Genomic DNA, 22,762 nt, shown 5'->3' on the forward strand with positions numbered 1-22,762 from the left:
GCTACGGAGTCCCCATGGCCGAACGTAAGGCTCGGGTAGAACGAAATACCCTCGAAACCCAGATTACCGTTGAGATTGATCTCGACGGCACCGGCAAGTCCAGTTTTGACACTGGCGTCCCTTTCCTCGAACACATGATGGACCAGATTGCCCGCCACGGGCTGGTGGATCTGAACATCGTTTCCAAAGGTGACCTGCATATCGATGATCACCACACCGTGGAAGACATCGGTATTACCCTGGGGCAGGCGTTCAAGCAGGCCGTTGGTGACAAGAAAGGCATCCGTCGCTACGGCCACGCCTATGTGCCGCTGGATGAGGCGCTGTCGCGTGTGGTCATCGATCTGTCTGGCCGTCCGGGCCTGATGATGGATGTGCCCTACACCCGCGGGGCTGTCGGTGGCTTCGACGTCGACCTGTTCGAAGAGTTCTTTCATGGCTTCGTGAATCATTCCATGGTGACGCTGCACATCGATAACCTGAAGGGCAAGAACACCCACCACCAGATCGAGACCGTCTTCAAGGCCTTCGGTCGTGCCCTGCGCATGGCGATCGAAATGGACGAGCGGATGGCGGGCATCACGCCCTCCACCAAAGGCTCCCTGTAACACGTCACCGAACAGGACACCGAATTCCATATGAAGACCGTTGCCATTATCGATTACGGCATGGGGAACCTGCACTCGGCCCGTAAGGCGGTGGAGCACGTGGCGCCGGACGTCAGGGTGCTGGTTACCGACAACGCAGACCAGATCCGCGAGGCGGACCACGTCATCCTGCCCGGCGTCGGCGCCATCCGTGACTGCATGCACGAAATCCGTCGGCTGGAAGTGGACACGCTGGTGCGGGAAGTCTCCCGGGACCGTCCGTTTCTCGGAATCTGTGTGGGCATGCAGGCCCTGATGTCCCGCAGCGAGGAAAACGGCGGGGTGGACTGCATCAACCTGTTCCCTTCGCAGGTTCGTTATTTCGGCGACCACCTTGTCGAAAACGGCGAGCGACTGAAAGTGCCGCACATGGGCTGGAACGAGGTGCAGCAAACCGTCGATCATCCCATGTGGCACAACATCCCCGACGGTGACCGCTTCTACTTTGTTCACAGCTATTACGCTGAAGCCGAGGGCAATGCCGACATTGCCGGGCGCAGCCACTATGGTGTGGACCTTGCGGCGGCCGTTGCCCGCGACAATATTTTTGCGGTCCAGTTCCACCCGGAGAAGAGCGCCCGGGCCGGCCTGCAGCTGCTGAAAAACTTTGTTGACTGGTCCGGCAAGTAACGCCGGAGCGTCTGAACGATTAACACGGACATTGCTTTATGCTGATTATCCCTGCCATTGATCTCAAAGACGGAAAGTGTGTGCGCCTGCGTCAGGGCCGGATGGACGACTCCACCGTGTTCGGTGATGACCCCGTTGATATGGCCACCCGCTGGGTGGAAGCCGGTGCCCGCCGTCTGCATCTGGTGGATCTCAATGGTGCCTTCGCCGGTGAGCCTGTTAACGGTGAAATCGTGCAGGCCATTGCCCGCAAGTACCCCGACCTGCCGATCCAGATCGGTGGGGGGATCCGTTCAGCCGAAACCATCGAAGCCTACCTCAAGGCCGGCGTGCAGTGGGTGATCATTGGCACCAAGGCGGTCAAGGAGCCGGAGTTCGTGACCGAGATGTGCAAGCGCTTCCCCGGCCACATCATTGTGGGTCTGGATGCCAAGGATGGTCGCGTGGCCACCGACGGCTGGGCAGAAGTGTCCGAAGTGATGGCGACCGACCTGGCGAAACGTTTTGCCAATGACGGCGTCGAGTCAATCGTTTACACCGACATCAGCCGCGACGGCATGATGCAGGGCGTGAATGTCGAAGCCACCGCCGCGCTGGCCGAAGAGGGCGGCATCCCGGTGATCGCCTCCGGCGGTGTCACCAACATGGATGACCTGAAGCGTCTGGCAACCGTCGCGGACAAGGGCATTCTCGGTGCCATTACCGGTCGTGCCATCTACGAAGGTACGTTGGACGTTGCTGAAGCGCAGGCCTTCTGCGACGGCCTCAAAGCGTAAGGGAGCAATCATGGGTCTGGCAAAACGCATTATCCCGTGTCTCGATGTCGACAAAGGCCGCGTGGTCAAGGGCGTCAACTTCGTTGATATCCGGGACGCCGGCGATCCGGTCGAAGTGGCGCGCCGCTACAACGAGCAGGGCGCCGACGAGATAACCTTCCTGGACATCACGGCCAGTCACGAGAGTCGCGACACTACCTACGAGACGGTCGAGCGCATGGCAGCGGAGGTTTTTATTCCGTTGACCGTGGGTGGCGGTGTGCGGACTGTGGATGATATCCGCAAGCTGCTGAATGCCGGTGCCGATAAGGTCTCCATCAACACCGCCGCCGTGTTCAATCCCGAATTCGTGCATGAGGCCGCCGAGCGTTTTGGGAGCCAGTGCATCGTGGTGGCCATCGACGCCAAGCAGGTCAGCGCCGAAGGTGAAGAGCCACGCTGGGAAATCTTTACCCACGGCGGCCGCAAGCCCACCGGGCTGGATGCCGTGGAATGGGCCCGGAAGATGGTCGAGATGGGTGCCGGCGAGTTGCTACTGACGAGTATGGACCGCGACGGCACCAAGATCGGTTTTGATCTGGGGCTGACCCGTGCCATCAGTGATGCGGTGATTGTTCCGGTGATTGCATCCGGCGGCGTCGGAGAGCTGCAGCACCTGGCCGATGGCGTTACCGAAGGGGGGGCCGATGCGGTGCTGGCGGCGTCCATCTTCCACTTCGGTCAGCACACCATCCCCGAAGCCAAGGCTTTCATGAAAAGCCAGGGTATCGAAGTCCGGGACTAGGGCTTCCTGGCGTAGGCAGGCCTTATGGCCTGCTTTTCCCCTTCCACGAACATTTCCCGATTGCCGTTGCGAATGGCCCAGAGTCCACTGACGGTCGCTATGGCCACACCCTGGGCGTCCAGCTCCGGCAGATGCTTCTCCAGGTAATCCACGGTCACTTTATGCGGATGCCCGATGCCGATGGCGCTGCCGTTTTCCCGCGCGCGTTTGATCAGCAGCTTGAACTGCCGATCAACGAATTCCTCAGTCTGTTCGTGGTCGAGAAAAACGTCCCGGCTCAGGCTGGGGATCTGGTAGGCGCGGGCAACATCGCCCGCTACGGACGACGCTATGGTCCGGCTGTCAACGAAATAGATTGGGTACTGCCTCAGCTCCTGCATGACCCAGTCCATGGTTTGAAGCTTCTGGGTCATCAGGCTGCCCATGTGGTTGTTTACGCCCTGAACGTAGGGAATCGACTGAAGTGCCCGCCGCAGTGTGGTAGCGATGCGCTTTTCATCCATGTCGGAGGTCAGGCCGCCGGGCCCAAGCTCAAAATTTCGGGTATTGGCCATGGGCGCGTGCAGCATGATTTCCTTGTGCCGCCTGTGGGCCAGCTTGGCCAGTGGAACCGTGTAGCGCCGGTACGGCAGGAACGCCAGGGTTAGAGGCTGGTCCATCTGGGCCAGGCGCTCGCCTTCCTGAAGGTTGTGCCCCATGTCATCAATAATGATGGCAATGGTCGGCAGCACGGAACTGCCCGCAGTCTCCTTGTCCGGTTCGGACCCGGCAACGGGCAGGGCAGTCAGCGCTGCCGCCAGGATGGAAAAACGCAACAACCTCACTGCGCGGAGTCCTGTCCCTCTGATGCGGCCTTACCATTACTCTTGCGGTTAAGGATGTGCATACCCTTGAGCAGGTTCAGGGCTGAGCGCAGCTGGTAGTCCCGGTCCGTCAGTGAAGCCGTTGTGGAGTCCTCGGACTCATTGTCCTTCGCCGGCTGGTCGCCCTCATTCTGGCCTTCAAGGTGCCCGCTCAGGTCCGCTTCGGTGAAGAACGGCTGGCTGTCCAGTTCCTTCAGCTCTGCCGGACGAACCTCGATATCCGGCTTGATGCCCGTGGCCTGGATGGACCGACCGTCCGGTGTGTAATAGCGGGCGGTGGTCATCTTGATGGCGTGGTTCTCGTCCAGCGGGATCACGGTCTGGACGCTGCCCTTGCCGAAGGACTGCATGCCCATGATGACTGCGCGCTGGTGATCCTGGAGTGCGCCGGCCAGAATCTCCGAGGCGGAGGCTGAGCCACCGTTGATCAGGACCACAATCGGCGTGTCTGCCATCACATCGCCGGCCTTGGCGCTGAAGCGCAGGCGTGAGCTCTGGATGCGGCCTTCGGTGTAGACGATCAGGCCTTCATCGAGCAAGGCATCGGCGGTTTCCACGGCCGCCTGGAGAACGCCGCCGGGATTGTTGCGCAGATCAATGACCAGACCGTCGAGGCCGCTGCCATGGTCATCCTCGAGTGAGCCGAGCGCCTTCAGGAACTGGCTGCCGGTGTCTGCCTGGAACTGGGTGATGCGGACGTAGCCGTAGCCGTTGTCGAGCATCCGGGATTTTACACTGGTGACCTTGATGACATCGCGCTCCACCTTGATCTCAATGGGGGCGCTTTCGCTTTCACGCATGATGGTCAGGGTGAGGATGGTGCCCGGTTTGCCGCGCATAAGCTGAACCGCTTCTTCCAGGCTCATGCCCTTGACCGGTTTTTCATCGAGCTTGATGATCAGGTCGCCGGCCTGGACGCCGGCTTTCTGGGCCGGCGTGTCATCAATCGGCGCAATTACTTTAACGAAGCCGTTTTCCATTCCGACTTCGATGCCGAGACCGCCGAACTCACCGGAGGTGCTTTCCTCCAGCTCTTCGTAATCCTTGGGGGCGAGGTAGGTAGAGTGGGGGTCCAGGTCGGACAGCATGCCCTTTATCGCGCTTTCCAGTAGCTGGCGATCATCCACCTCTTCCACATAGGCGTCCTTGATGCGGCTGAAAACCTCGGTGAATTTACGCAGGTCATCCAGAGGGAGCTGTTTTTCCGGATCCGGCAGGGTGATCTCGACGCGTTCGCCGTCCTGGATGCCTTCGAGCAGCTGTTGGCCCTGGGCTTCATCCTGAGCGAGTGCCAGTCCGGAGGCAGTGCTGAAACAGGTGGCGAGAGCAATGGCGCGCAAAGGAAAGACGTGGAGTGGACTTCTGACCCGTTTCATTCACTTATCCCGTTTTTATTCCGATAGTTGGACTGGTTTCCCTGATTTCAGACAGTATGGCGTTAGCTGGGGCGTTTGTCAGCCCTCCTGCCACGCTTCAGTTGGCCAGCCAACGTCTGGGGTTGTCCGGCTTACCGTTGTGGCGCACTTCGAAGTACAGCGCCGGGCTCTCGGTGCCGCCGGTACGTCCGGCGAGGGCAATCGGTTCGCCCGCCGCCACCCAGTCGCCCGGGCTGGTGAACAGGCTGCTGCTATGGCCATAGAGTGTCATGTAGCCGTCGCCGTGATCAATAATGGTGATCAGGCCAAATCCCCGGAGCCGGTTGGCGAACACAACACGCCCGTAATGGATGGCCCTGATTTCGGCGTCCTCGTCGGTGCTGATCAACAGGCCATTGCGGCGAAGCTTGCCGTCTGCGTAGCGATCACCGAAGCCGCTTTGCACCTTGCCTTGCACGGGCCAGGGCAATTTGTCCCGCAATGAAACAAAGGGTTGCGACTCGTTGGGTGAGGGAATGCTGGCAATTGCCTGCTGGACTTCCTTGAGAAGCTTCTCCAGACGCTTTCGGTCCGATTCCAGGTCCTCTCGCTCACTTTGGCGGTTCCGGATGTCGGCAGTCAGGGCGGCCAGGGTTTCCTCGCGGGCCTTGCGTGACCGGGCCAGTTCTTCCTGGCGTTGGGTAACGTCCGCTTCGGTTCGGGCCAGTTCTACCCGGGTGGCCTCGACGTTGGCCCGGGTTTCCTTGAGCTCTTGCAGGCTTTTGCGAAAGGCCTCCAGGCGATCGACCGTGTCCCGGCTCAGGTATTCGTAGTAAGTCATGGTCCGGGCAATCCGGTCCGGGTCAATCTCGTTCAGCAATACCTTGACCGCCGGGGCATCGCCTTCCATCCAGGCGGCCCGGATCTGTCGCTTCAGGCTTTCGCGCTGACGGTCGAGGGTGCGGGTCAGGCTCTGTTCTTCGTCTTTCAGTGCGCGCAGGCGTTGCTGCTGCTGGGCCGCCTGCTGGCGCAGCGACCGCCGCTCCCGGGTCAGCCGGCTGATCTTGCGCTCGGTCGAGGCCAGCTGCTGCTCAAGGGTTGAGCGATCCTCCTCGGCATCAGCCAGCCAATCGTCGATGTCCTCAATCCGTTCTTTGAGGTCTTCGATCTGGGCCGGGGTGACCTCATTATCCGCATACGCCGGCGCTGCGCCCAGAAGCAGGGCGAGCGCCAGGGCCGAGAGCAACTGCAACACGCCTGCCTGCCCTGCAATCAATCGATCTTGACCAGGCTGTGTCCGGTCATCTCCTTGGGCTGTTCCATCCCCATCAGGGTCAGCAGGGTCGGTGCCACATCGCTCAGGCTGCCTTCATCCCGAAGGGATGCGTTGCGCGGTCCGGTATAGATCAGCGGCACCGGGCCAATGGTATGGGCCGTGTGGACCTGGCCGGAATCCGGGTCGGTCATCTGTTCACAGTTGCCGTGGTCGGCCGTGATCAGAGCTTCACCGCCGACCTCGTCAAGGGCTTCGACCACGCGCCGTACGCATTCGTCAAGGCATTCGGCAGCCTTGATGGCGGCGTCGAGCTTGCCGGTGTGTCCGACCATGTCGCCATTGGCATAGTTGCACACGACCAGGTCGTACTTGCCACTCTTGATGGCCTCGACGAGCTTGTCGGTCACTTCCGGCGCGCTCATTTCCGGCTTCAGGTCGTAGGTCGCCACTTTCGGGGAAGGAATCAGTATGCGGTCCTCGCCTTCGAACGGGGTCTCGAGACCGCCGTTGAAGAAGAAGGTGACGTGGGCGTACTTCTCGGTTTCCGAAATTCGCAACTGGGTCTTGTGCTGCTTGGCGACGTACTCACCCAGGCCGTTAACGAGTTGCTCGGGCGGGTAGGCGCAGCTGGTCTTGATGTCCGCCGCGTACTCGGTGAGCATCACGAAATCGGCCAGTTCCGGGTGCTTCCGGCGGTCGAAGCCCTCGAAATCCTGCTGGACGAACGCGCGGGTCATTTCCCGGGCCCGGTCCGCCCGGAAGTTCATGAACAGGACGGTGTCGCCGTCATTGATCGTACCGTCGGGTTCGCCGGCGACGTGAATGCGGGTCGGTTTCACGAATTCATCGTTTTCGCCCCGTTCGTATGCCTGCTCAAGGCCGTTTACCGGATCGGCCGCGGTATACTCGGCAGTGCCCTGGGTCATCAGGTTGTAGGCAGCCTCAACTCGGTCCCAGCGGTTGTCCCGGTCCATCGCGTAATAGCGGCCCACGATGGACGCGACTCGGCCGACGCCCAGTTTTTCCATTCGGGCGGCGGCTTTTTCCAGCGAGGCCTTGGCGCTGCGCGGCGGCATGTCCCGGCCATCAAGGAAGGCGTGGATATAGACCTCCTTCGCGCCCCGTGCTGCGGCCAGTTCGGCGCCGGCGATGATGTGGTCTTCGTGGCTATGGACGCCTCCGGGCGACATCAGGCCCATCAGGTGAACCGCACGGCCGCTGCTGACCGCCTTGTCGATGGCGGCGCAAAGCACTTTATTCTTCTGGAAGGTGCCATCCTCGAGATCTTTGTCGATTCGGGTCAGGCTCTGGTAGACGACCCGGCCGGCGCCCAGGTTCATGTGGCCGACTTCCGAGTTGCCCATCTGGCCCTGAGGCAGCCCTACGAACATGCCCGAGGTGTTGATCAGGGTCTTTGGCTGGTTCTGCCAGAGCTTGTCCCAGAACGGGGTGTTGGCATTGCTGATGGCATTGTCTTCGGCCGGGTCACGGTGGCCCCAGCCATCCAGGATAATCAGAGCAGTCGGCTTGCGCGTCGCGGTCATCACTTCATCCGGTTTGGTGGAAATGTTGGTAAACGGGAGTGCAGATTCTAACCGTTTTCATTCGCACAAGCCATGTCGGCTGCCTTCTGTGACCGCGCCCGTGTGTGTATAATCCTGCCAAATTATTTTTCAGGGTACTTTCATGGATCGCTTGTTCGAATTCGTTGTTAATCACTACATTCTTGTGTCGCTGTTTGTGGCGTTCCTGCTTGCCATCCTGTTCCTTGAATCCCGTCGGGGCGGTGCGAAAATCTCCGCGCAGGAGGCTGTCACGCTGATCAACAAGGACGAAGCCGTGGTGGTGGATATCCGTGACCGGAAGGAGTTTGGTGAAGGCCGGATCACCGGGTCGGTCAATATTCCCCTGAACAGCCTCAAGAGCCGCACGGCCGAACTGAACAAGTTCAAGGACAAGCAGATCATCGTGGCCGACAAGATGGGTCAGCATTCTGCCATGGCGGTGAAGCAGCTCAATGCCGAAGGTTTCACCAATGTGGTGCGGCTCAATGGCGGCGTTGCCGACTGGAGGAGCAGCAACCTGCCACTGGTGAAAAAGTAACGGTGGTGGTCGGGCCTTGATCTGAACCGCAATCTGCCGCACTGTTTCACATTAGCCGGCGGAGCCACGCAGTAGAATGTTCCGGCATCACGCTTCCTAACAACGGGCCCCGGGCCCATGATCGAGAACGAAAGGACTGAACATGGCTGAGAATCAGCAAGCCGCAGCAGGCAGCGAAAACGAAACCCAACCCCAGTTTGCCCTTCAGCGCATCTATGTGAAGGACCTGTCTTTCGAATCACCGAATTCTCCGCTGGTGTTTCAGGAACAGTGGAAGCCACAGGTCAACATGGACCTGAACACCTCACACAACAAGGTGAGCGACAACCAGTATGAAGTGGTGTTGTCCCTGACGGTGACCGCCAAGGTCGGTGAGAAGGTTGCCTACATCGTAGAGATCCAGCAGGCCGGCGTATTCCTGGTGCAGGGCATTGAAGGCGCGCAACTGGGCCAGATGCTGGGCGCCTACTGCCCGACCATCCTGTTCCCGTATGCTCGCGAGGCAATCGATGGCATCGTTGGCAAGGGTAGCTTCCCGGCCCTGATGTTGGCCCCGGTGAATTTCGACGCTATCTACGCCCAGGCGCTCAAGCGCAAGCAGGAAGAAGCCGCGGGTGAGGCCAAGGAAGAGCAGCAGACGCACTGAACCTGCCTGACCTTGCACAAAAAAACCGGCCTTGGCCGGTTTTTTTGTGTCTGGTGCCGAGGGCTCAGACTGCGCCTTCGAACCCCAGTTGCCGCCAGGCTTCATAGACCACGAGAGCGGCGGTGTTGGACAGGTTCAGGCTACGGCTGTCCGGTCGCATCGGGACCCGCAGGCAGTGTTCGGTGGCCAGCGATGCCCGCACTTCGGCGGGCAAGCCACGGGTCTCCGGGCCAAACATCAGGTAGTCGCCGGCCTGATAGGTAGCCTCATGATAGCCGCGGTTGGCTTTTGTCGTCAGGCCGAACAGGCGTCGGGGCTGTTCGGCCTCCAGAAAGGCTGCGTAGCTCTGGTGAACCGTGATGGTGGCGTATTCGCTGTAATCGAGACCGGCGCGGCGCATCTGCTTGTCCTCCAGGGTGAATCCCAGTGGCTCAATCAGGTGCAGCCGGCAGCCGGTATTGGCGCAGAGCCGAATGATGTTGCCGGTGTTCGGCGGTATTTCCGGCTCGTACAGCACCACATTCAGCATCGCGTCTAGCGCTCGACAGCCAGGGCAACGCCCATGCCGCCACCGATGCACAGGGTGGCGAGGCCCTTGTGGGCATCGCGACGCACCATTTCATGCAGCAGGGACACCAGGATCCGGCAGCCAGAGGCGCCGATCGGGTGGCCCAGTGCAATGGCACCGCCATTTACATTCACCTTGCTGGTGTCCCAGCCCAGATCCCGATTAACGGAGATGGCCTGGGCGGCAAAGGCCTCGTTGGCTTCCACAAGGTCCAGATCATCGACGCTCCAGCCGGCCAGTTTCAGACAACGCTGGCTGGCCGGAATCGGGCCGGTTCCCATGATAGTCGGATCAACGCCGGCATTGGCGTGGGCCTTGATGGTGACAAGCGGAGTGAGACCGAGCTCCCTGGCCTTGTCGGCGCTGCAGACCATGACGGCGGCGGCGCCATCGTTCAGGGACGACGCATTGGCGGCAGTGACCGTGCCATCCTTCTTGAAGGCCGGGCGCAGTTTGCCCAGGCTATCGGCCGTCACACCAGCGCGGGGACCCTCGTCCTTGTCCACGATTACAGGATCACCCTTGCGCTGGGGAACCGGGATCGGAACGATCTGGCCATCAAAGTAGCCAGCTTCCCGGGCGGCGACGGCTTTTTGCTGGGAGGCGGCGGCAAACTCGTCCTGTTCCTCCCGGCTGATGCCGTATTTTTCTACGATGTTCTCGGCAGTAATGCCCATGTGGTAATCATTGAAGGCATCCCAAAGGCCATCGGTAATCATGGTGTCGATCATGGTCCAGTTGCCCATGCGCTGGCCATTGCGGCTGTTGGGCAGGACGTGGGGAGCCTGGCTCATGCTCTCCTGGCCGCCGGCAATCATCAGTTCGGCGTCGCCGCAGCGGATTGCCTGGACGGCCATATGGACGGCTTTCAGGCCAGAGCCGCAGACCTTATTGATGGTCATGGCCGGCACGGACGCGGGGATGCCTGCGTTGATTGAAGATTGGCGGGCGGGGTTCTGGCCACAGCCCGCGGTCAGTACCTGGCCGAGAACCACCTCATTCACCTGGTCACCGGCAACGCCGGTCTCTTCCAGGATGGCCTTGATCACGGCGGTGCCAAGCTGGTCGGCGCTCAGGCTGGAAAGGCCACCGCCGAAGGTTCCGATGGCGGTACGCTTGGCTGCAACGATGACGACATCACGCATGGGAGTTCTCCGGTTTATTGGGCGCGGATCCCGAGGGTGACCGCGCGGACAGAATGGGAATCTGCGGGCATTGTATCCGGAAACCACCTGACGGCCAAAGAGACCAAAGCAGGGGACTGAGACGACCCCGGCAGTTACATGTTGAGACTGCGGCCGCCATCCACCGGCAGGATCTGGCCGGTGACAAACGGCGCATCGCACATAAGAAAGGCAATGGTCCGGGCGATGTCATCGGGATGACCGGTCCTCGCCAGCGGCGTCTTGTCGAGGATTCTCTGCTGATGACTGTCGTTCACTGCGGCATCGCCTTCCGGCCAGAGGATTGCTCCGGGCGACACTCCGTTGACACGGATTGCCGGTGCCAGGTCTGTGGCCCAGGATCGGGTCAGCGCGGCGAGCCCGGCTTTGCTTGCGCAATACAACGGGTGGTCGGCCAACGGTTTCTCGCTATAGATGTCGATCATATTGACCACGCAGCCGCCCCGTTCACGAAGGGCCGGAAGGCACGCCTGCAGCAGGAAAAACGGTGCCCTCAGGTTGGTGTGGAGGATGGTGTCCCAGTCCTCCGGCTTCGCTTCCGGCGTGGCGTTTGGATAAAACACGGACGCGTTGTTTACCAGCCCGTCCAGCCGGCCCCACCGGGCGGCTCCTGCTTCACCCAGGTTCCGGACCTGATCGAGGTCGCTCAGGTCTGCCTGCAGGGCGGTGGCTGACTCGGGGCGACTCCGGTTCAGGCTGTCTGCCAGCGCATCGGCCTGTTCCCGCCGGCTGCGGTAGTGGATAACAAGGTTCCAGCCGCGGTCATGCAGGGTCTTGGCAGTGCGGGCGCCCAGTCGGTGGGCGGCGCCGGTCACCAGGGCAACGGGAGCGGTATCGGCCATGATCGTTCCTCAGGTTGAAGAGTGGGACAGTGCCTGCTCTATACGACGCAGGCGCTCATGGCGGATTGCTTCACCCAGTGCCTTACCCTTGAACCCCTGGGCCATCAGCGCTTTTGGCTCGACGCCGGAGGCCGCGTCCGCGGCCTGTTCCAGCCGCTGGACAATTGGCCGTTCCGGTTGGGGCAGCGCGCACGCCAGCACCTTCAGCAACGACACGAATCGTTCGGGCCGGCGCCAGAGGTCGGCGACGTCAAGTAACGAAAGCAGGTTCTCGGCCGTGATCGTGCCTGTTGAAGTGGCATCCGGGTTGTCGATCGCCGGGATGAATTCGGCGACGAGGCGGGCCAGATTCTGGCAGTCGTTCGGTGCCTTCAGCGCGGCCATGCGTCGCTCGCACTCCTGCTTGGGGAGAGGCGACATCAAGGCGGCGACGCGTTCTTCGGTTGAGCCGAGCTCGCGATGGATGCAGCGAAGCGCCGCCATGGCCTGTTCAAACCGGCTGTCCGGCGTCAGTTCCGGCATCAGGCTGGCGAGCGCGCCGCAATCCCGGAGGACTTCGAAGAAGATGCCGGGCTCCTGTTCGTGCAGGGCCCGCTGGACCTCCTGCCATACCCGCTCGGGCACCAGATGCTCGACTTCTCCGTCCGCCACCATCCGGCGCATCAGGCTCATGGTTTCTTCGCACACCTGGAATCCCAGGGGCCGGAAGCGCGCAGCAAACCTCGCCGTTCTCAGAATGCGCAGCGGGTCTTCCGTAAATGCGGCGGAGACATGCCGCAACAGGCGCCTGTCGATATCCTGCTGGCCATGGAAGGGGTCGACGATCTGTCCCTGTTCGCTTTTGGCCATGGCATTAATGGTGAGGTCGCGACGCTTGAGGTCGTCCTCCAGCGTAACGTCGGGGGCGCTGTACACGCTGAAGCCGTGGTAGCCGTGCCCCTGTTTGCGCTCAGTGCGGGCCAGGGCATATTCCTCGCGGGACGCAGGGTGGAGAAAGACCGGGAAGTCAGCCCCCACCTGTTTGAACCCCCGCTTCAGCATGTCGTCTGGAGTGGCGCCAACCACAACCCAGTCACGGTCCTTGACCTCCAGGCCCAGGAGTTCATCACGGACGGCACCACCAACCAGATAGGTTTGCATGAACGGGCTGTTTCCTCTCACGTTGTCGTTCGGGGGATTATCCGGGTCAGGGCAGTGCGAGGCAAACCGGCGATGCCAGTCATAAAAAAGCCCGGCCGGTCAAAGCCGGTCGGGCTTTCGTAAAGATGGAGTCTGAGGTCAGAATGCCGTGCCGAACTCCAGGGCTGCACCTACGTCCGCGTCGCTGACAAGTGCGCCCAGATCCATGCGTACCCCCATCAGGTTCAGGCCGAGACCGGCGGTGAACTGGGTTTTTTCCTCGATGCCGTCGTTATCGTCATTGCTGGCGAGATTCTGGCGGACCCCGACACGCAGCTGGGCATAGTGGTAGACGTCGAATTCCGCGCCGAGAGCCAGCCACTGGGTATCGTCCTCGTAGCCGAACGCCTCCTTTTTGGTCAGGTCGAGTTCGGCGGTGATGACGTGGTATTCGCCGATGTGGGCGATACCCGCGGTGACCATCGGGTCGAGTTTTAGAGTGTACTGTTGCTCAAGGGCCGGCTTGCTCTGAGCAGAATCCAGTTCCATCGGGATCAGGTTCTTGATGGTTAGTCCGGCGTTCCACTGGCGGTCCTCCCCAAACCGGTAGGCGGCGCCGATGTCGACGTTGAAGCCGCTCTTGTCGGTCTGGTTCTCATCGGCATCGAAGTTGTCGTCTTCAAAGCCGGAAACCGTTTCGGTGTACTGGAACGTGCGAAGTTCCACATACTTGGGCGACAGGCCGAGTTGGAACCGGTTGCCGTTGTTCAGCTCAAACTGGCGGGCAAAACTGATGCCGGCTTCCCCGACTGCTGAGGCCAGAATCCGTGCCCGGGAGTCGAGCTGCACGCTGCCGTCGGGGTTGGTCACCAGATCCAGGGCGTTGTCGACGTCCTGTGCCGTGGCGGCAGTGGCTACGGCGTCCAACAGCGCTTCGTCGTTGTCGGAGAGCTCACCACGAACCGTGGCCGTCAGGTTGGCGTTGGTGAAAAAGCCGACCGAGACAGTTTTGCTGGGCACTGCCAGGGCCAGTCCCAGTCCGGCATTGCCCCGGACGGTGTCCTTGTCAAAGGCCACCAGACGATCCCGGAGATCGGCGGCACTGTCCTGAATGCTCTGGGGGGCATCGGTGTTCGGGTCAAAACCGGAAATCGCCGATTCGAACTGGCCAATCACATCCTGGATGTCGTCGACCTGGTCAACGGTCTCTTCCTCATCCGCGGCCCGGGCGTTGACCGAGGGCAGTATCAGGCCGAAATCGTCCGACCAGTCGTGATGGTTGCCCGCCATCATGGCCGGGTTGGTGGCGGCTGCGTCTGCCGGGTGGGCGATCGCCACACCGGTGCCGCCCATCGCGAAGGAACGGGCCGACATGAATTGCTGAGGGCTGGCCAGCGCGGAGGCGGAGACGACGGACAGGCCAATGGCCAGAGAGAGTTGGGGCAGACGATTGTTGTGCATTTATTGGGGATCCTGTTGCGAAAAACGGGTAAAACTTCCGGTAATTGGCGGATAAATAGGAGGTTAGAGTAGAACCAGGACCAGAACACGTCCTAAGCGGTAACGGTTTGTTTTTGATATGTAAACGGAGGCAGTTTTTTGCCGCTCCGGAATCCGGCGTAGGGCTTGAACCGATGTCCATTCAGGTATATCAGTGGCTTATGGAAACTGGCGCGAATCTTTCATGGCGACCCCGAAATGATGTTTTCGGAGAGTGACAATGAACCTTCGCAAGATAGCCGTTCCCGTTCTTGCCCTGGCCCTCGGGGCATGTGCGTCAAATGGCGGGTATCAGGACGCGGATCAGCGAGACGCCCAACTGGAGCCGATCACCGTCCGGGTCAGCGGCTTCGGAACCTATGAGGATGCCTCCAGGGACCGTTTGAACACCCGCAAGCGATTGCTGGCCCGGCGGGCATCCCAGCTCGACGCCTATCGCAACCTGGCAGAGCGGGTCTACGGAACCGTGATATATGGCAGCTCAACGGTGAACGATTTTGTCCTGCGCAACGACACCTTCCGCACCTACGTCGACAGCTATATTCGCGGCGCCAAGATGGTGGCGGTGAATGAGCACAGTGACGGCGTGGTTGAAACCGTTATGGAGCTGAAACTGGAGCCCAGGTTCCGTGCCTGTGTATCAAAGGTCGCGGATGATCAGGTCCAGGATCTGTGCCCGATACCCATGCCCCGCGATAACGACAGTATCGGCGACGTGCAGAGCAGGGGGGTTGACTCCCTGTACTATCTGGACTGACCGGCAATCGGGCCCGTCAGAATCGGTGATACGCGGGCATTTTGAGGCTTTTGTTCATGATACTTCGATGCATTCTGCTGGCGATGACCCTGGTATCCGCTGGCACTGTTCAGGCCATAGTACTGGAGGGTGTCGGGCACGGTACCATCGTTCATGGCGACCTGGAATCGGCGCGCGCCGATGCCCGTCAGGCAGCCCTGCGTGATCTGGCGCTGCAGTATGAAGCCCGGGTCAGTACCCGGGACACGATGGAAAATGGCGTGGTCACCGAATCCCACATGCAGGTTGCGGCCAGTGCGAGGGCCCGCAACGCCCGTGTTGTCGACGAATACCGGAGCGGAAATCTGCTAAGGGTGACAGTGCGCGCGGAGATGTCGGAAGGCCAGGGGAGTCGTTGCGGCGTGGGTGCGGCGGCCGGTTTGAGAAAGCGTGTGGCAATCACAGGGTTCCCGGTGCTGTATCCTGACCAGGCCCGGATCGGTCGAATTGATGATGCCGGCGAGGTCTTGCCGCAACAGCTTCAGGACCGGTTGCGCGCGGGCAATGAGCTGCAGGTTTTCGGAGCAACCACTACCCGGATGTTCGACGATCTGCTCAATGCCCCCACGGTGCAGCAGGGAGATAACCGCCTGACCAACGTGCTTCAGCTCGCTCGCGAATTGGGGGCACAGTTTGTGGTGACCGGGGTCATACGTGATCTCGGAGTTGCCGATCCCTCGGCCTGGGGCACCTCGGTGCTGGACCGGGTGCAGCGAGGTATTGGTGCGGTTGATCAGAACCGGCGCTTTGTGGTGGATCTGATGATCTTCGACGGGTTCAGCGGGTCGCCGGTTTTCCAGCAACAGTTTTCGGCGACGGCCGAATGGGATGCCGGGCCGGGTGCGTCGGACGGATTCGGTTCATCGGGGTTCCAGCATACGGCCTACGGTCAGGCAGTGAACGGCGTGCTTGATCAGATGGTTCGGGAAGTCAGCGGTGCGCTGGCATGTCAGCCGTTCATGACCCGGGTTACCCGCGTTGACGGCCATACCGTGACTCTCGCCTCGGGAGCAACGGCGGGCCTGCGTCCGGGCGATGAGCTGCATCTGTACCGTAGCGCTCGCTACTTCGATTCCCTGGGTGGTACCCCGGAGCTTCGGGATGCAAAGCTTTCGGTAACGCTGAACAACGTGCACCCGGATTTCAGTAACGGTCGCATGCCGACTATCGGCACCCAGGTGAACATCCAGCGGGACGACATCGCCATCGTCTGGTGAGGTCAGGCCGCTTCCGCCGCAGCGATGTCGCGAATCTTGCCAACCATGGCGCGCAGGCCGTTGCCGCGGGTCGGGGAGATGTGGCGGAACAGATCCAGGCTCTCGAACAGCTCGTCGATGTCCGTGGTCAACAACTCTCTCGGAGATTTTCCGTTCAGCGCCACCAGGATGATGGCCGCAAGCCCGCGAACGATCATCGCGTCGGAATCGATCAGCAGATACAGCTTGCCACTGTCTTCGTCGAAGTAATGGATCAGCCAGACCTGGCTCTGGCAGCCATGCACGTAATTCTCTTCCACACGGGCTTCGTCCGGAAACGCAGGCAGTTGTTTGCCCAGGTCAATGATGTACGCGTAACGTTCTTCCCAATCGTCGAGAAACTCGAACGCATCGGTGACATCGTCAAGGGTGGTTTCGGTGCCCAGCGGGTTGTTCTTGAAGTCCTGTTCGCTAGCGGTCATTACAGCATTCCCAGTTCGAGCTTGGCTTCGTCGGTGAGCATGTCGTTGCTCCACGGCGGATCAAACGTCAGGTCCACGGTTACCTTGTCCACATTGGGAACGTGTTCGACCTTGCACCGGACATCTTCACAGATCACCGGACCCATGCCGCAGCCGGCGGCGGTCAGTGTCATCTTGATGTAGACATGGTTACCGTCGTCGGTGCCATTGTTGATCTGACATTCGTAGATCAGCCCGAGATCCACAACGTTTACCGGGATTTCCGGGTCGTAGCAGTTGCGCAGGGCTTCCCACACCTGGTTCTCGTTGACGGTCCCATCCTCGGGGGTCTCGAAGCTGCTTTCCAGGGGTTGTTTTCCGAGCGCATCGGCGTCGTGGCCTTCGATGCGGGCAAGGTTGCCGTTAACCGCTACGGTGAAAGTGCCGCCCAGTGACTGTGTAATGGTCACAAAGGTGTCGGCCGGGATCATGATTTCAGTTCCGGCGGGAACAAGGCGGGCTTCCACCTCGCGTTTGGTCAGGACCACTTCCCGTTCTTGCATGCCCAGACTGGCCTCTCTGTTATCTGTTGTCTGCCCGAGAGCTTGATTCAACCGGACTCAGGCGACGGTGAAACTTTCCCCGCAGCCACACTCGGCGGTGGCATTCGGATTGCGGAACTGGAAGACGGAATTCACTCCTTCAGTCACGAAATCGATCTCGATCCCGTTGACCAGGGGTAAGTGTTCCTCTTTGACAAACACATCGACGCCATCAATATGGAAAATCTTGTCGTCGGCGGCGGCTTCCTCGACCCACTGGGTCTCGTACTTGAAACCGGAGCAGCCACTTTTCCTGATGGCCAGCCGGATGCCCTTGGCCTCCGGCTTTTTGTCGAGTTGTTTGCGCACGTGCTTGACCGCGCTGGGCGTCATGGTGACGGCGACGGTCGGGGTGAAGACTTCGGCTGTCATAATTCCACCTCCATCAGGCAAACAGGCGCTGGACTTTCTGCAGGGCGGTGAACAATTGTTCCACCTCGTCCAACGTATTGTAGAACGCAAATGAGGCCCGGGCAGTACCGGGAACTCCATAGAAATCCATCAAGGGCATGGCGCAGTGATGGCCGGTGCGAATGGCGATGCCCTGCTGATCCAGCAGCGTACCGATATCACTGGGGTGCAGGCCGGCGATTTTAAAGGACATCACAGGCACTTTCTGTTTCGCGGTACCAATGATTTCCATACCCGGCACGGTCTCGACCAGTTGGTTGGCTCGCTCAAGCAGGTTGGCTTCCGCCGCCTCCATGGCCTGTCTGTCGAGACGATTCAGGTAGTCAATGGCGGCGCCCAGGCCCACCGCTTCGGCGATGGCGGGGGTGCCGGCCTCGAATTTGTAGGGCAGGGTGTTCCAGGTGGTGCGCTCGAACGACACCCGCTCAATCATTTCGCCACCGCCCTGATAGGGCGGCATTTCCTCCAGAAGCTGAGCCTTGCCGTAGAGTACGCCGATACCGGTCGGGCCAAACATCTTATGGGAGGAAAACACGTAAAAGTCGCAACCCAGCGCCTGCACATCCGGCTGATAGTGCGGAACCGCCTGGGCGCCGTCCACCAACGTAAGAATGCCCAGGGACTTGGCCTGCTCGACCAGGGCAGCCACCGGATTAACCGTGCCCAGAACGTTGGAGACGTGGGTGATGGCAAAGATCCGGGTGCGCTCGTTCAGCAGGCTGGTGAAGGATTCCGGGTCCAACTCGCCATCCGGCGTGATCTGGATCGGCACCACCTTCGCGCCGGTACGTTCGGCAATCATCTGCCAGGGCACAATGTTGGCGTGATGCTCCATCTGGCTGACCAGAATCTCATCGCCGGGCTTCAAGCGTGCGGCCAGCCCGTTCGCCACCAGGTTGATGGCCTCGGTGGTGCCGCGGGTCCAGATGATTTCCCGTGTGCTTTCGGCGTTAAGGAAGCTGCGAACGGTTTCCCGGGCACCTTCGAACGCAGCCGTCGCCCTGTCCCCGAGCGTATGCGCGCCCCGGTGAACGTTGGAGTGCATTTCCCGGTAGTAACGGTCCATGGCATCCAGAACTGCCTCCGGCTTCTGGGCCGAGGCGCCATTGTCCAGATACACCAGCGGCTTCCCGTTCACCTGTTGTGACAGGATAGGAAAGTCCCGGCGTAAGGCGTCTACGTCGAACGCCGGTTTGTTGGCTGCGTTTGCCACGGACAGATCCGTCATAACCGGTTACGCCTCCTCGAAGGTCTGGTCGAAGAACTGGTTCAGCCGGGTTTGTGCGGTCTCACGTACCGCTTCTACCGGAATCTGTTCGACCAGCTCATTGATGAAGGCCATGGTTAACAGCACGTTAGCCTCGCGCCGGCCAATACCGCGGGAGACCAGGTAGAACAGGGATATTTCGTCCAGCTGGCCGATGGTGGCACCGTGGGCACACTTCACATCGTCCGCGTAGATCTCCAGCTCCGGCTTGGTATCGATCTCTGCACCATTAGACAACAGCAGGTTTTTGTTGTTCATATCCGCATTGGACTTCTGGGCGTCCTGGTGGATGTGAATACGGCCGTTGAAGACCGCGTGAGACTGGTCGGCCGCGATATTGCGGTAGGTCTCTTCGCTGTTGCAGTGGGCCGCGACATGCTCGATGTTGGTGTGGTTGTCATAGTGCTGCTTGCCCTGAGTAACCACCACTCCGTTGAGCTTGCACTCTGCGCCTTCACCTTCCAGGCGAACCTGCAGATCGTGGCGGCGCAGGGGGCCGCCAAAACCAACGCAGTGGCTCTCAAAGCGGGAGCTGCGTTGCTGGCGGACGCCAGTGGCGCCGATGTGCTGAACGTTCTCGCCTTCCATGTTCAGGCGGACGCTGGTGATATTGGCACCTTCGGCCACGTTGAATTCTGTCACCGTGTTGACCATCACGGTTTCCGAACCGCTGGAGATGTACTCCTCAACGAGGGTGATCTGGCTGTTCCGGCCGGCATCCACAAAAACCCGGGGGAACGCCGAGCCGCTCGCGCTTGCGGTGACTTCGTGGACAATAAACAGCGGCTGGTCGAGAACTGCGTCCGGTTTCAGGCGGATCAGCAGGCCATCCTCGAAGCGGGCCGAATTCAGTCGGGCCATCTGCACGGCTTTGTTGTCGAGCGTACTGTCCAGACGGTCGGCCAGCTCGGTTGCTTCCTCGTCGGAAAGGTCGCCGAAACTCTGGATGGAGATGCCGTCGAGATCCGGGTATTCGCTTGCCTCCGGCATCATCACGCCGTTCAGGAAGACCACCTTGTAACCGGGCACCGCGAGACTGCTGCCGGCCTTACCGTCGGCTGGCAGGGAAATGGCCATGTCGTCGGTCAACTTCAGGTATTTGCTGGAATACTTCCAGTTTTCCGTTTTCCGCGTTGGCAGCGGCATGTCGACCAGCGCTGTGCCGCGTTGCTTGCGCAGGGCCAGCAGAGGTTCCGGCAGGGATTGTCCGGCCGGGCGCAGAAACGCGGTGGAAAGAGTCGGTGCGGGTTTCATTCCACGGTCTCCTTAGTTGGCTGAACTGTCGGCAGTTTCTTCATCCTTGATGCCCAGCCAGCCGTAGCCGCGCTCTTCCAGTTCCAGGGCCAGTTCACGGCCGCCGGATTTGACAATCTTGCCGCCGGCCAGAACATGCACGTGGTCCGGCACGATGTGGTTAAGCAGGCGCTGGTAGTGCGTAACCATGAGAATGGCGCGATCTTCGGCCCGCAGCGCGTTAACGCCTTTGGATACGACCTGCAGGGCGTCGATGTCGAGGCCGGAGTCGGTTTCGTCCAGAATCGCCAGCTTCGGCTGTAACAGGAGTGCCTGCATGATTTCGTTACGCTTCTTCTCGCCGCCGGAGAAACCTTCGTTGACGCCGCGTTTAAGGAAGGCCGGGTCAAGATCCACCTGCTTCGAGACCTCCTTCGCCAGCTTCATGAATTCGGCTGCGTTCATTTCCGGTTCGCCCTTGTGGGCGCGCATGGCGTTGACCGCGGTGCGCAGAAACTGAAGGTTGCTTACGCCGGGAATTTCTACCGGATACTGGAACGCAAGGAAAATGCCTTCGCGGGCCCGTTCTTCGGTCTCCAGGTCGAGCAGGTTTTCGCCGTTGAGGGTGACCTCACCGCTGGTGACTTCAAATGCTTCGTTGCCTGCCAGCACCTGGGACAGGGTACTCTTACCCGAGCCGTTCGGGCCCATGATGGCATGAACTTCCCCGGCCTTGATCTCCAGGTTGATACCCTTGAGGATTTCTTTGCCCTCAACGGATGCGTGCAGGTTCTTGATGCTCAGCATTTGTGGGGTTCTCTCTTCGTTAATCTGTATGAATTCGTTTATCTGTGTGTCCGGGATCGCCGACTTTAACCGACGGAGCCTTCCAGGCTCACCTCGAGCAGCTTGCCGGCTTCCACCGCGAACTCCATCGGGAGTTCCTTGAATACCTCTTTGCAGAAACCGTTGACGATCATGGACACGGCCTGCTCCGGTTCGATGCCACGCTGGCGGCAGAGGAACATCTGCTCGTCACTGACCTTGGAGGTGGTGGCTTCGTGCTCGACGATGGCGGACTTGTTCTTGCTTTCGATGTACGGGAAGGTGTGCGCGCCGCAGCGGTCGCCGATCAGCAGCGAGTCACACTGGGTAAAGTTGCGCGCACCTTCCGCCCCGGGGCCAAACTTGACCAGGCCGCGGTAGGCGTTGGAGCTCTTGCCGGCCGAGATGCCCTTGGAGATGATGGTGCTGGACGTGTTCTTGCCCAGGTGAATCATCTTGGTGCCGGTGTCGGCCTGCTGGTAATTATTTGTCAGCGCCACCGAGTAGAACTCACCCACGCTGTTTTCACCGCGCAGGATGCAGCTCGGGTACTTCCACGTTACCGCGGAACCGGTTTCCACCTGGGTCCAGGAAATCTTGGAGTTCTTGCCGATGCAGGCTCCACGCTTGGTGACAAAGTTGAAGATGCCGCCTTTGCCTTCCTCGTCGCCCGGGTACCAGTTCTGCACTGTTGAATACTTGATCTGGGCATCGTCCAACGCCACCAGTTCAACCACGGCCGCGTGCAGCTGGTTCTCGTCGCGCATGGGCGCGGTACAGCCCTCAAGGTAGCTGACGTAGCTGCTGTCTTCGGCGATGATCAGGGTGCGCTCAAACTGGCCCGTGTTGGCCGCGTTGATCCGGAAGTAGGTGGACAGTTCCATGGGGCAGCGCACGCCCTTCGGAACATACACGAACGTGCCGTCGGAGAAGACCGCCGAGTTCAGACCGGCGAAGAAGTTATCGCCAGCAGGAACCACAGACCCAAGGTACTTCTTGACCAGTTCCGGGTAGTCCTGAATCGCTTCAGAAATGGAGCAGAAGATGACGCCAGCCTTGGCCAAAGGCTCCTTGAAGGTGGTGGCTACGGACACCGAGTCGAAGACCGCATCCACGGCAACGCCTGCGAGCTTTTCCCGCTCGTGCAGGGGGATACCGAGCTTCTCATAGGTTTTCAGCAGCTCAGGATCCACTTCATCCAGGCTCTGGGGCATGTCTTCCTTGCGCTTCGGCGCGGAATAGTAGGAAATCGAGTTGTAATCGATTTTCGGGTAACCCACATGCGCCCAGTCCGGCTCGTCCATCTCGAGCCAGCGACGATAGGCTTTCAGACGCCACTCCAGCATCCACTCCGGTTCTTTCTTGATCCCGGACAGGCGGGCGATTACGTCTTCATTCAGGCCGGGTTCGAACGTATCGGCTTCGATGTCGGTCACGAAACCGTGCTCATATTCCCGTTTGATCAGCTCGTTCACCTCTTTGTCGGTGGTCGCCATGATCGTCGCTCCGTATTCTCTCATCTCGGGCCATCTGGCCCTTGGTGTGCCGGCAGCCTGTGTTGTCTGGCCACCGGGCGGATGTCATCAGTTTGGGTGTTGCAGTGATCGCTCACTCCGTGAGTACGCCCTGCAATCGGTTTTTGGATGACGGGTTGTGTTGGCCGGCTGTTGTTTGTAAA

General features: G+C 60.3%; 24 protein-coding genes. 8 read left to right on the plus strand and 16 right to left on the minus strand.

Features of this window, described 5'->3' with window-relative positions:
* The first annotated feature begins 14 nt into the window (after window positions 1–14).
* From hisB to hisF, 4 genes are read left to right on the plus strand one after another with little or no spacing between them, the layout of a single operon-like run.
* Window positions 15–608 (plus strand): imidazoleglycerol-phosphate dehydratase HisB, encoded by a 594-nt coding sequence (gene hisB / locus QQF73_RS03475; protein ID WP_007153401.1) that lies wholly within the window; start codon window positions 15–17, stop codon window positions 606–608.
* Between the two features lie 30 nt (window positions 609–638).
* The gene (hisH, locus tag QQF73_RS03480; RefSeq protein WP_219866822.1) at window positions 639–1,277 is read left to right on the plus strand and encodes an imidazole glycerol phosphate synthase subunit HisH; all 639 of its coding nucleotides are present in this window, start codon (window positions 639–641) and stop codon (window positions 1,275–1,277) included.
* 38 nt (window positions 1,278–1,315) lie between these two features.
* A complete protein-coding gene (gene hisA, locus QQF73_RS03485; RefSeq protein ID WP_218635489.1) occupies window positions 1,316–2,053 on the plus strand; it encodes a 1-(5-phosphoribosyl)-5-[(5-phosphoribosylamino)methylideneamino]imidazole-4-carboxamide isomerase in 738 nt (245 codons plus the stop codon).
* Window positions 2,054–2,063: 10 nt separating this feature from the next.
* On the plus strand, window positions 2,064–2,837 hold the full coding sequence (gene hisF / locus QQF73_RS03490) for an imidazole glycerol phosphate synthase subunit HisF (RefSeq protein ID WP_219866821.1): 774 nt from the start codon (window positions 2,064–2,066) through the stop codon (window positions 2,835–2,837).
* Here hisF and QQF73_RS03495 read toward each other — a convergent pair.
* From QQF73_RS03495 to gpmM, 4 genes are all read right to left on the minus strand, one after another.
* Complete coding sequence (locus tag QQF73_RS03495; protein ID WP_285368279.1) at window positions 2,834–3,616, minus strand: divergent polysaccharide deacetylase family protein; 783 nt, start codon at window positions 3,614–3,616, stop codon at window positions 2,834–2,836. The genes hisF and QQF73_RS03495 overlap by 4 nt on opposite strands.
* A gap of 41 nt (window positions 3,617–3,657) precedes the next feature.
* On the minus strand, window positions 3,658–5,076 hold the full coding sequence (locus tag QQF73_RS03500) for a S41 family peptidase (protein WP_219866819.1): 1,419 nt from the start codon (window positions 5,074–5,076) through the stop codon (window positions 3,658–3,660).
* A 97-nt stretch (window positions 5,077–5,173) separates the two neighbouring features.
* Window positions 5,174–6,307: a murein hydrolase activator EnvC family protein gene (locus QQF73_RS03505; protein ID WP_285368280.1), complete on the minus strand. Its 1,134-nt coding sequence runs from the start codon at window positions 6,305–6,307 to the stop codon at window positions 5,174–5,176.
* A 20-nt stretch (window positions 6,308–6,327) separates the two neighbouring features.
* A complete protein-coding gene (gpmM, locus tag QQF73_RS03510) occupies window positions 6,328–7,875 on the minus strand; it encodes a 2,3-bisphosphoglycerate-independent phosphoglycerate mutase (RefSeq protein WP_285367239.1) in 1,548 nt (515 codons plus the stop codon).
* A 142-nt stretch (window positions 7,876–8,017) separates the two neighbouring features.
* Here gpmM and QQF73_RS03515 point away from each other — a divergent pair, with 142 nt between their 5' ends.
* Both QQF73_RS03515 and secB read left to right on the plus strand, forming a co-directional pair.
* Window positions 8,018–8,434: a rhodanese-like domain-containing protein gene (locus QQF73_RS03515; protein ID WP_219866817.1), complete on the plus strand. Its 417-nt coding sequence runs from the start codon at window positions 8,018–8,020 to the stop codon at window positions 8,432–8,434.
* Window positions 8,435–8,576: 142 nt separating this feature from the next.
* Window positions 8,577–9,080, plus strand: coding sequence for a protein-export chaperone SecB (gene secB, locus QQF73_RS03520; RefSeq protein WP_219866816.1), 504 nt, complete (start codon window positions 8,577–8,579; stop codon window positions 9,078–9,080).
* A gap of 64 nt (window positions 9,081–9,144) precedes the next feature.
* On the opposite strand, the gene trmL is transcribed toward secB, so the two are convergent.
* The 5 genes from trmL to QQF73_RS03545 form a co-directional block, all read right to left on the minus strand.
* A complete protein-coding gene (gene trmL / locus QQF73_RS03525; RefSeq protein ID WP_219866815.1) occupies window positions 9,145–9,609 on the minus strand; it encodes a tRNA (uridine(34)/cytosine(34)/5-carboxymethylaminomethyluridine(34)-2'-O)-methyltransferase TrmL in 465 nt (154 codons plus the stop codon).
* A gap of 5 nt (window positions 9,610–9,614) precedes the next feature.
* The gene (locus QQF73_RS03530) at window positions 9,615–10,793 is read right to left on the minus strand and encodes an acetyl-CoA C-acetyltransferase (RefSeq protein WP_285367244.1); all 1,179 of its coding nucleotides are present in this window, start codon (window positions 10,791–10,793) and stop codon (window positions 9,615–9,617) included.
* A 134-nt stretch (window positions 10,794–10,927) separates the two neighbouring features.
* Entirely contained in the window at window positions 10,928–11,674 is a 747-nt protein-coding gene (locus tag QQF73_RS03535) for a pteridine reductase (protein WP_219866813.1), read from the minus strand.
* 9 nt (window positions 11,675–11,683) lie between these two features.
* Window positions 11,684–12,814 (minus strand): tRNA nucleotidyltransferase/poly(A) polymerase-related protein, encoded by a 1,131-nt coding sequence (locus QQF73_RS03540; RefSeq protein WP_285367247.1) that lies wholly within the window; start codon window positions 12,812–12,814, stop codon window positions 11,684–11,686.
* A 138-nt stretch (window positions 12,815–12,952) separates the two neighbouring features.
* Entirely contained in the window at window positions 12,953–14,254 is a 1,302-nt protein-coding gene (locus QQF73_RS03545) for a conjugal transfer protein TraF (protein ID WP_219866811.1), read from the minus strand.
* Between the two features lie 259 nt (window positions 14,255–14,513).
* Here QQF73_RS03545 and QQF73_RS03550 point away from each other — a divergent pair, with 259 nt between their 5' ends.
* Both QQF73_RS03550 and QQF73_RS03555 read left to right on the plus strand, forming a co-directional pair.
* Window positions 14,514–15,050, plus strand: coding sequence for an LPP20 family lipoprotein (locus QQF73_RS03550; RefSeq protein WP_219866810.1), 537 nt, complete (start codon window positions 14,514–14,516; stop codon window positions 15,048–15,050).
* A gap of 56 nt (window positions 15,051–15,106) precedes the next feature.
* Window positions 15,107–16,306 carry a flagellar assembly protein T N-terminal domain-containing protein gene (locus QQF73_RS03555; protein WP_285367249.1) on the plus strand — a complete coding sequence of 400 codons (1,200 nt, stop codon included), beginning with the start codon at window positions 15,107–15,109 and terminating at the stop codon, window positions 16,304–16,306.
* A gap of 2 nt (window positions 16,307–16,308) precedes the next feature.
* Here QQF73_RS03555 and QQF73_RS03560 read toward each other — a convergent pair whose 3' ends face one another.
* The 7 genes from QQF73_RS03560 to sufB form a co-directional block, all read right to left on the minus strand.
* A complete protein-coding gene (locus QQF73_RS03560; protein WP_219866808.1) occupies window positions 16,309–16,767 on the minus strand; it encodes a SufE family protein in 459 nt (152 codons plus the stop codon).
* Window positions 16,767–17,309, minus strand: a complete 543-nt coding sequence (gene sufT, locus QQF73_RS03565; protein ID WP_219866807.1) for a putative Fe-S cluster assembly protein SufT — start codon at window positions 17,307–17,309, stop codon at window positions 16,767–16,769. The genes QQF73_RS03560 and sufT overlap by 1 nt, the downstream gene beginning before the upstream one ends.
* Window positions 17,310–17,366: 57 nt before the next feature.
* Entirely contained in the window at window positions 17,367–17,720 is a 354-nt protein-coding gene (locus QQF73_RS03570; RefSeq protein WP_219866806.1) for a HesB/IscA family protein, read from the minus strand.
* 13 nt (window positions 17,721–17,733) lie between these two features.
* Window positions 17,734–18,987, minus strand: coding sequence for an aminotransferase class V-fold PLP-dependent enzyme (locus tag QQF73_RS03575; RefSeq protein ID WP_285367253.1), 1,254 nt, complete (start codon window positions 18,985–18,987; stop codon window positions 17,734–17,736).
* A 6-nt stretch (window positions 18,988–18,993) separates the two neighbouring features.
* The gene (gene sufD, locus QQF73_RS03580; protein WP_219866804.1) at window positions 18,994–20,280 is read right to left on the minus strand and encodes a Fe-S cluster assembly protein SufD; all 1,287 of its coding nucleotides are present in this window, start codon (window positions 20,278–20,280) and stop codon (window positions 18,994–18,996) included.
* Window positions 20,281–20,292: 12 nt separating this feature from the next.
* Complete coding sequence (sufC, locus tag QQF73_RS03585; RefSeq protein WP_219866803.1) at window positions 20,293–21,066, minus strand: Fe-S cluster assembly ATPase SufC; 774 nt, start codon at window positions 21,064–21,066, stop codon at window positions 20,293–20,295.
* 65 nt (window positions 21,067–21,131) lie between these two features.
* Window positions 21,132–22,580 (minus strand): Fe-S cluster assembly protein SufB, encoded by a 1,449-nt coding sequence (gene sufB, locus QQF73_RS03590; RefSeq protein ID WP_219866802.1) that lies wholly within the window; start codon window positions 22,578–22,580, stop codon window positions 21,132–21,134.
* Window positions 22,581–22,762 lie beyond the last annotated feature (182 nt).

The organism is Marinobacter albus (assembly GCF_030238305.1).
GTDB lineage: Bacteria > Pseudomonadota > Gammaproteobacteria > Pseudomonadales > Oleiphilaceae > Marinobacter > Marinobacter albus.

Bases quoted from the DNA above. Each gene is read 5' to 3' on its own strand.
- sufD (WP_219866804.1), bottom strand. From the start codon at position 20,280: ATGAAACCCGCACCGACTCTTTCCACCGCGTTTCTGCGCCCGGCCGGA.
- sufC (WP_219866803.1), bottom strand. From the start codon at position 21,066: ATGCTGAGCATCAAGAACCTGCACGCATCCGTTGAGGGCAAAGAAATC.
- QQF73_RS03575 (WP_285367253.1), bottom strand. From the start codon at position 18,987: ATGACGGATCTGTCCGTGGCAAACGCAGCCAACAAACCGGCGTTCGAC.
- secB (WP_219866816.1), top strand. From the start codon at position 8,577: ATGGCTGAGAATCAGCAAGCCGCAGCAGGCAGCGAAAACGAAACCCAA.
- QQF73_RS03540 (WP_285367247.1), bottom strand. From the start codon at position 12,814: ATGCAAACCTATCTGGTTGGTGGTGCCGTCCGTGATGAACTCCTGGGC.
- hisF (WP_219866821.1), top strand. From the start codon at position 2,064: ATGGGTCTGGCAAAACGCATTATCCCGTGTCTCGATGTCGACAAAGGC.
- QQF73_RS03530 (WP_285367244.1), bottom strand. From the start codon at position 10,793: ATGCGTGATGTCGTCATCGTTGCAGCCAAGCGTACCGCCATCGGAACC.
- QQF73_RS03555 (WP_285367249.1), top strand. From the start codon at position 15,107: ATGATACTTCGATGCATTCTGCTGGCGATGACCCTGGTATCCGCTGGC.
- hisA (WP_218635489.1), top strand. From the start codon at position 1,316: ATGCTGATTATCCCTGCCATTGATCTCAAAGACGGAAAGTGTGTGCGC.
- sufB (WP_219866802.1), bottom strand. From the start codon at position 22,580: ATGGCGACCACCGACAAAGAGGTGAACGAGCTGATCAAACGGGAATAT.
- hisH (WP_219866822.1), top strand. From the start codon at position 639: ATGAAGACCGTTGCCATTATCGATTACGGCATGGGGAACCTGCACTCG.
- QQF73_RS03560 (WP_219866808.1), bottom strand. From the start codon at position 16,767: ATGACCGCTAGCGAACAGGACTTCAAGAACAACCCGCTGGGCACCGAA.
- hisB (WP_007153401.1), top strand. From the start codon at position 15: ATGGCCGAACGTAAGGCTCGGGTAGAACGAAATACCCTCGAAACCCAG.
- QQF73_RS03570 (WP_219866806.1), bottom strand. From the start codon at position 17,720: ATGACAGCCGAAGTCTTCACCCCGACCGTCGCCGTCACCATGACGCCC.
- QQF73_RS03545 (WP_219866811.1), bottom strand. From the start codon at position 14,254: ATGCACAACAATCGTCTGCCCCAACTCTCTCTGGCCATTGGCCTGTCC.
- QQF73_RS03500 (WP_219866819.1), bottom strand. From the start codon at position 5,076: ATGAAACGGGTCAGAAGTCCACTCCACGTCTTTCCTTTGCGCGCCATT.
- sufT (WP_219866807.1), bottom strand. From the start codon at position 17,309: ATGCAAGAACGGGAAGTGGTCCTGACCAAACGCGAGGTGGAAGCCCGC.
- trmL (WP_219866815.1), bottom strand. From the start codon at position 9,609: ATGCTGAATGTGGTGCTGTACGAGCCGGAAATACCGCCGAACACCGGC.
- QQF73_RS03550 (WP_219866810.1), top strand. From the start codon at position 14,514: ATGAACCTTCGCAAGATAGCCGTTCCCGTTCTTGCCCTGGCCCTCGGG.
- gpmM (WP_285367239.1), bottom strand. From the start codon at position 7,875: ATGACCGCGACGCGCAAGCCGACTGCTCTGATTATCCTGGATGGCTGG.
- QQF73_RS03535 (WP_219866813.1), bottom strand. From the start codon at position 11,674: ATGGCCGATACCGCTCCCGTTGCCCTGGTGACCGGCGCCGCCCACCGA.
- QQF73_RS03515 (WP_219866817.1), top strand. From the start codon at position 8,018: ATGGATCGCTTGTTCGAATTCGTTGTTAATCACTACATTCTTGTGTCG.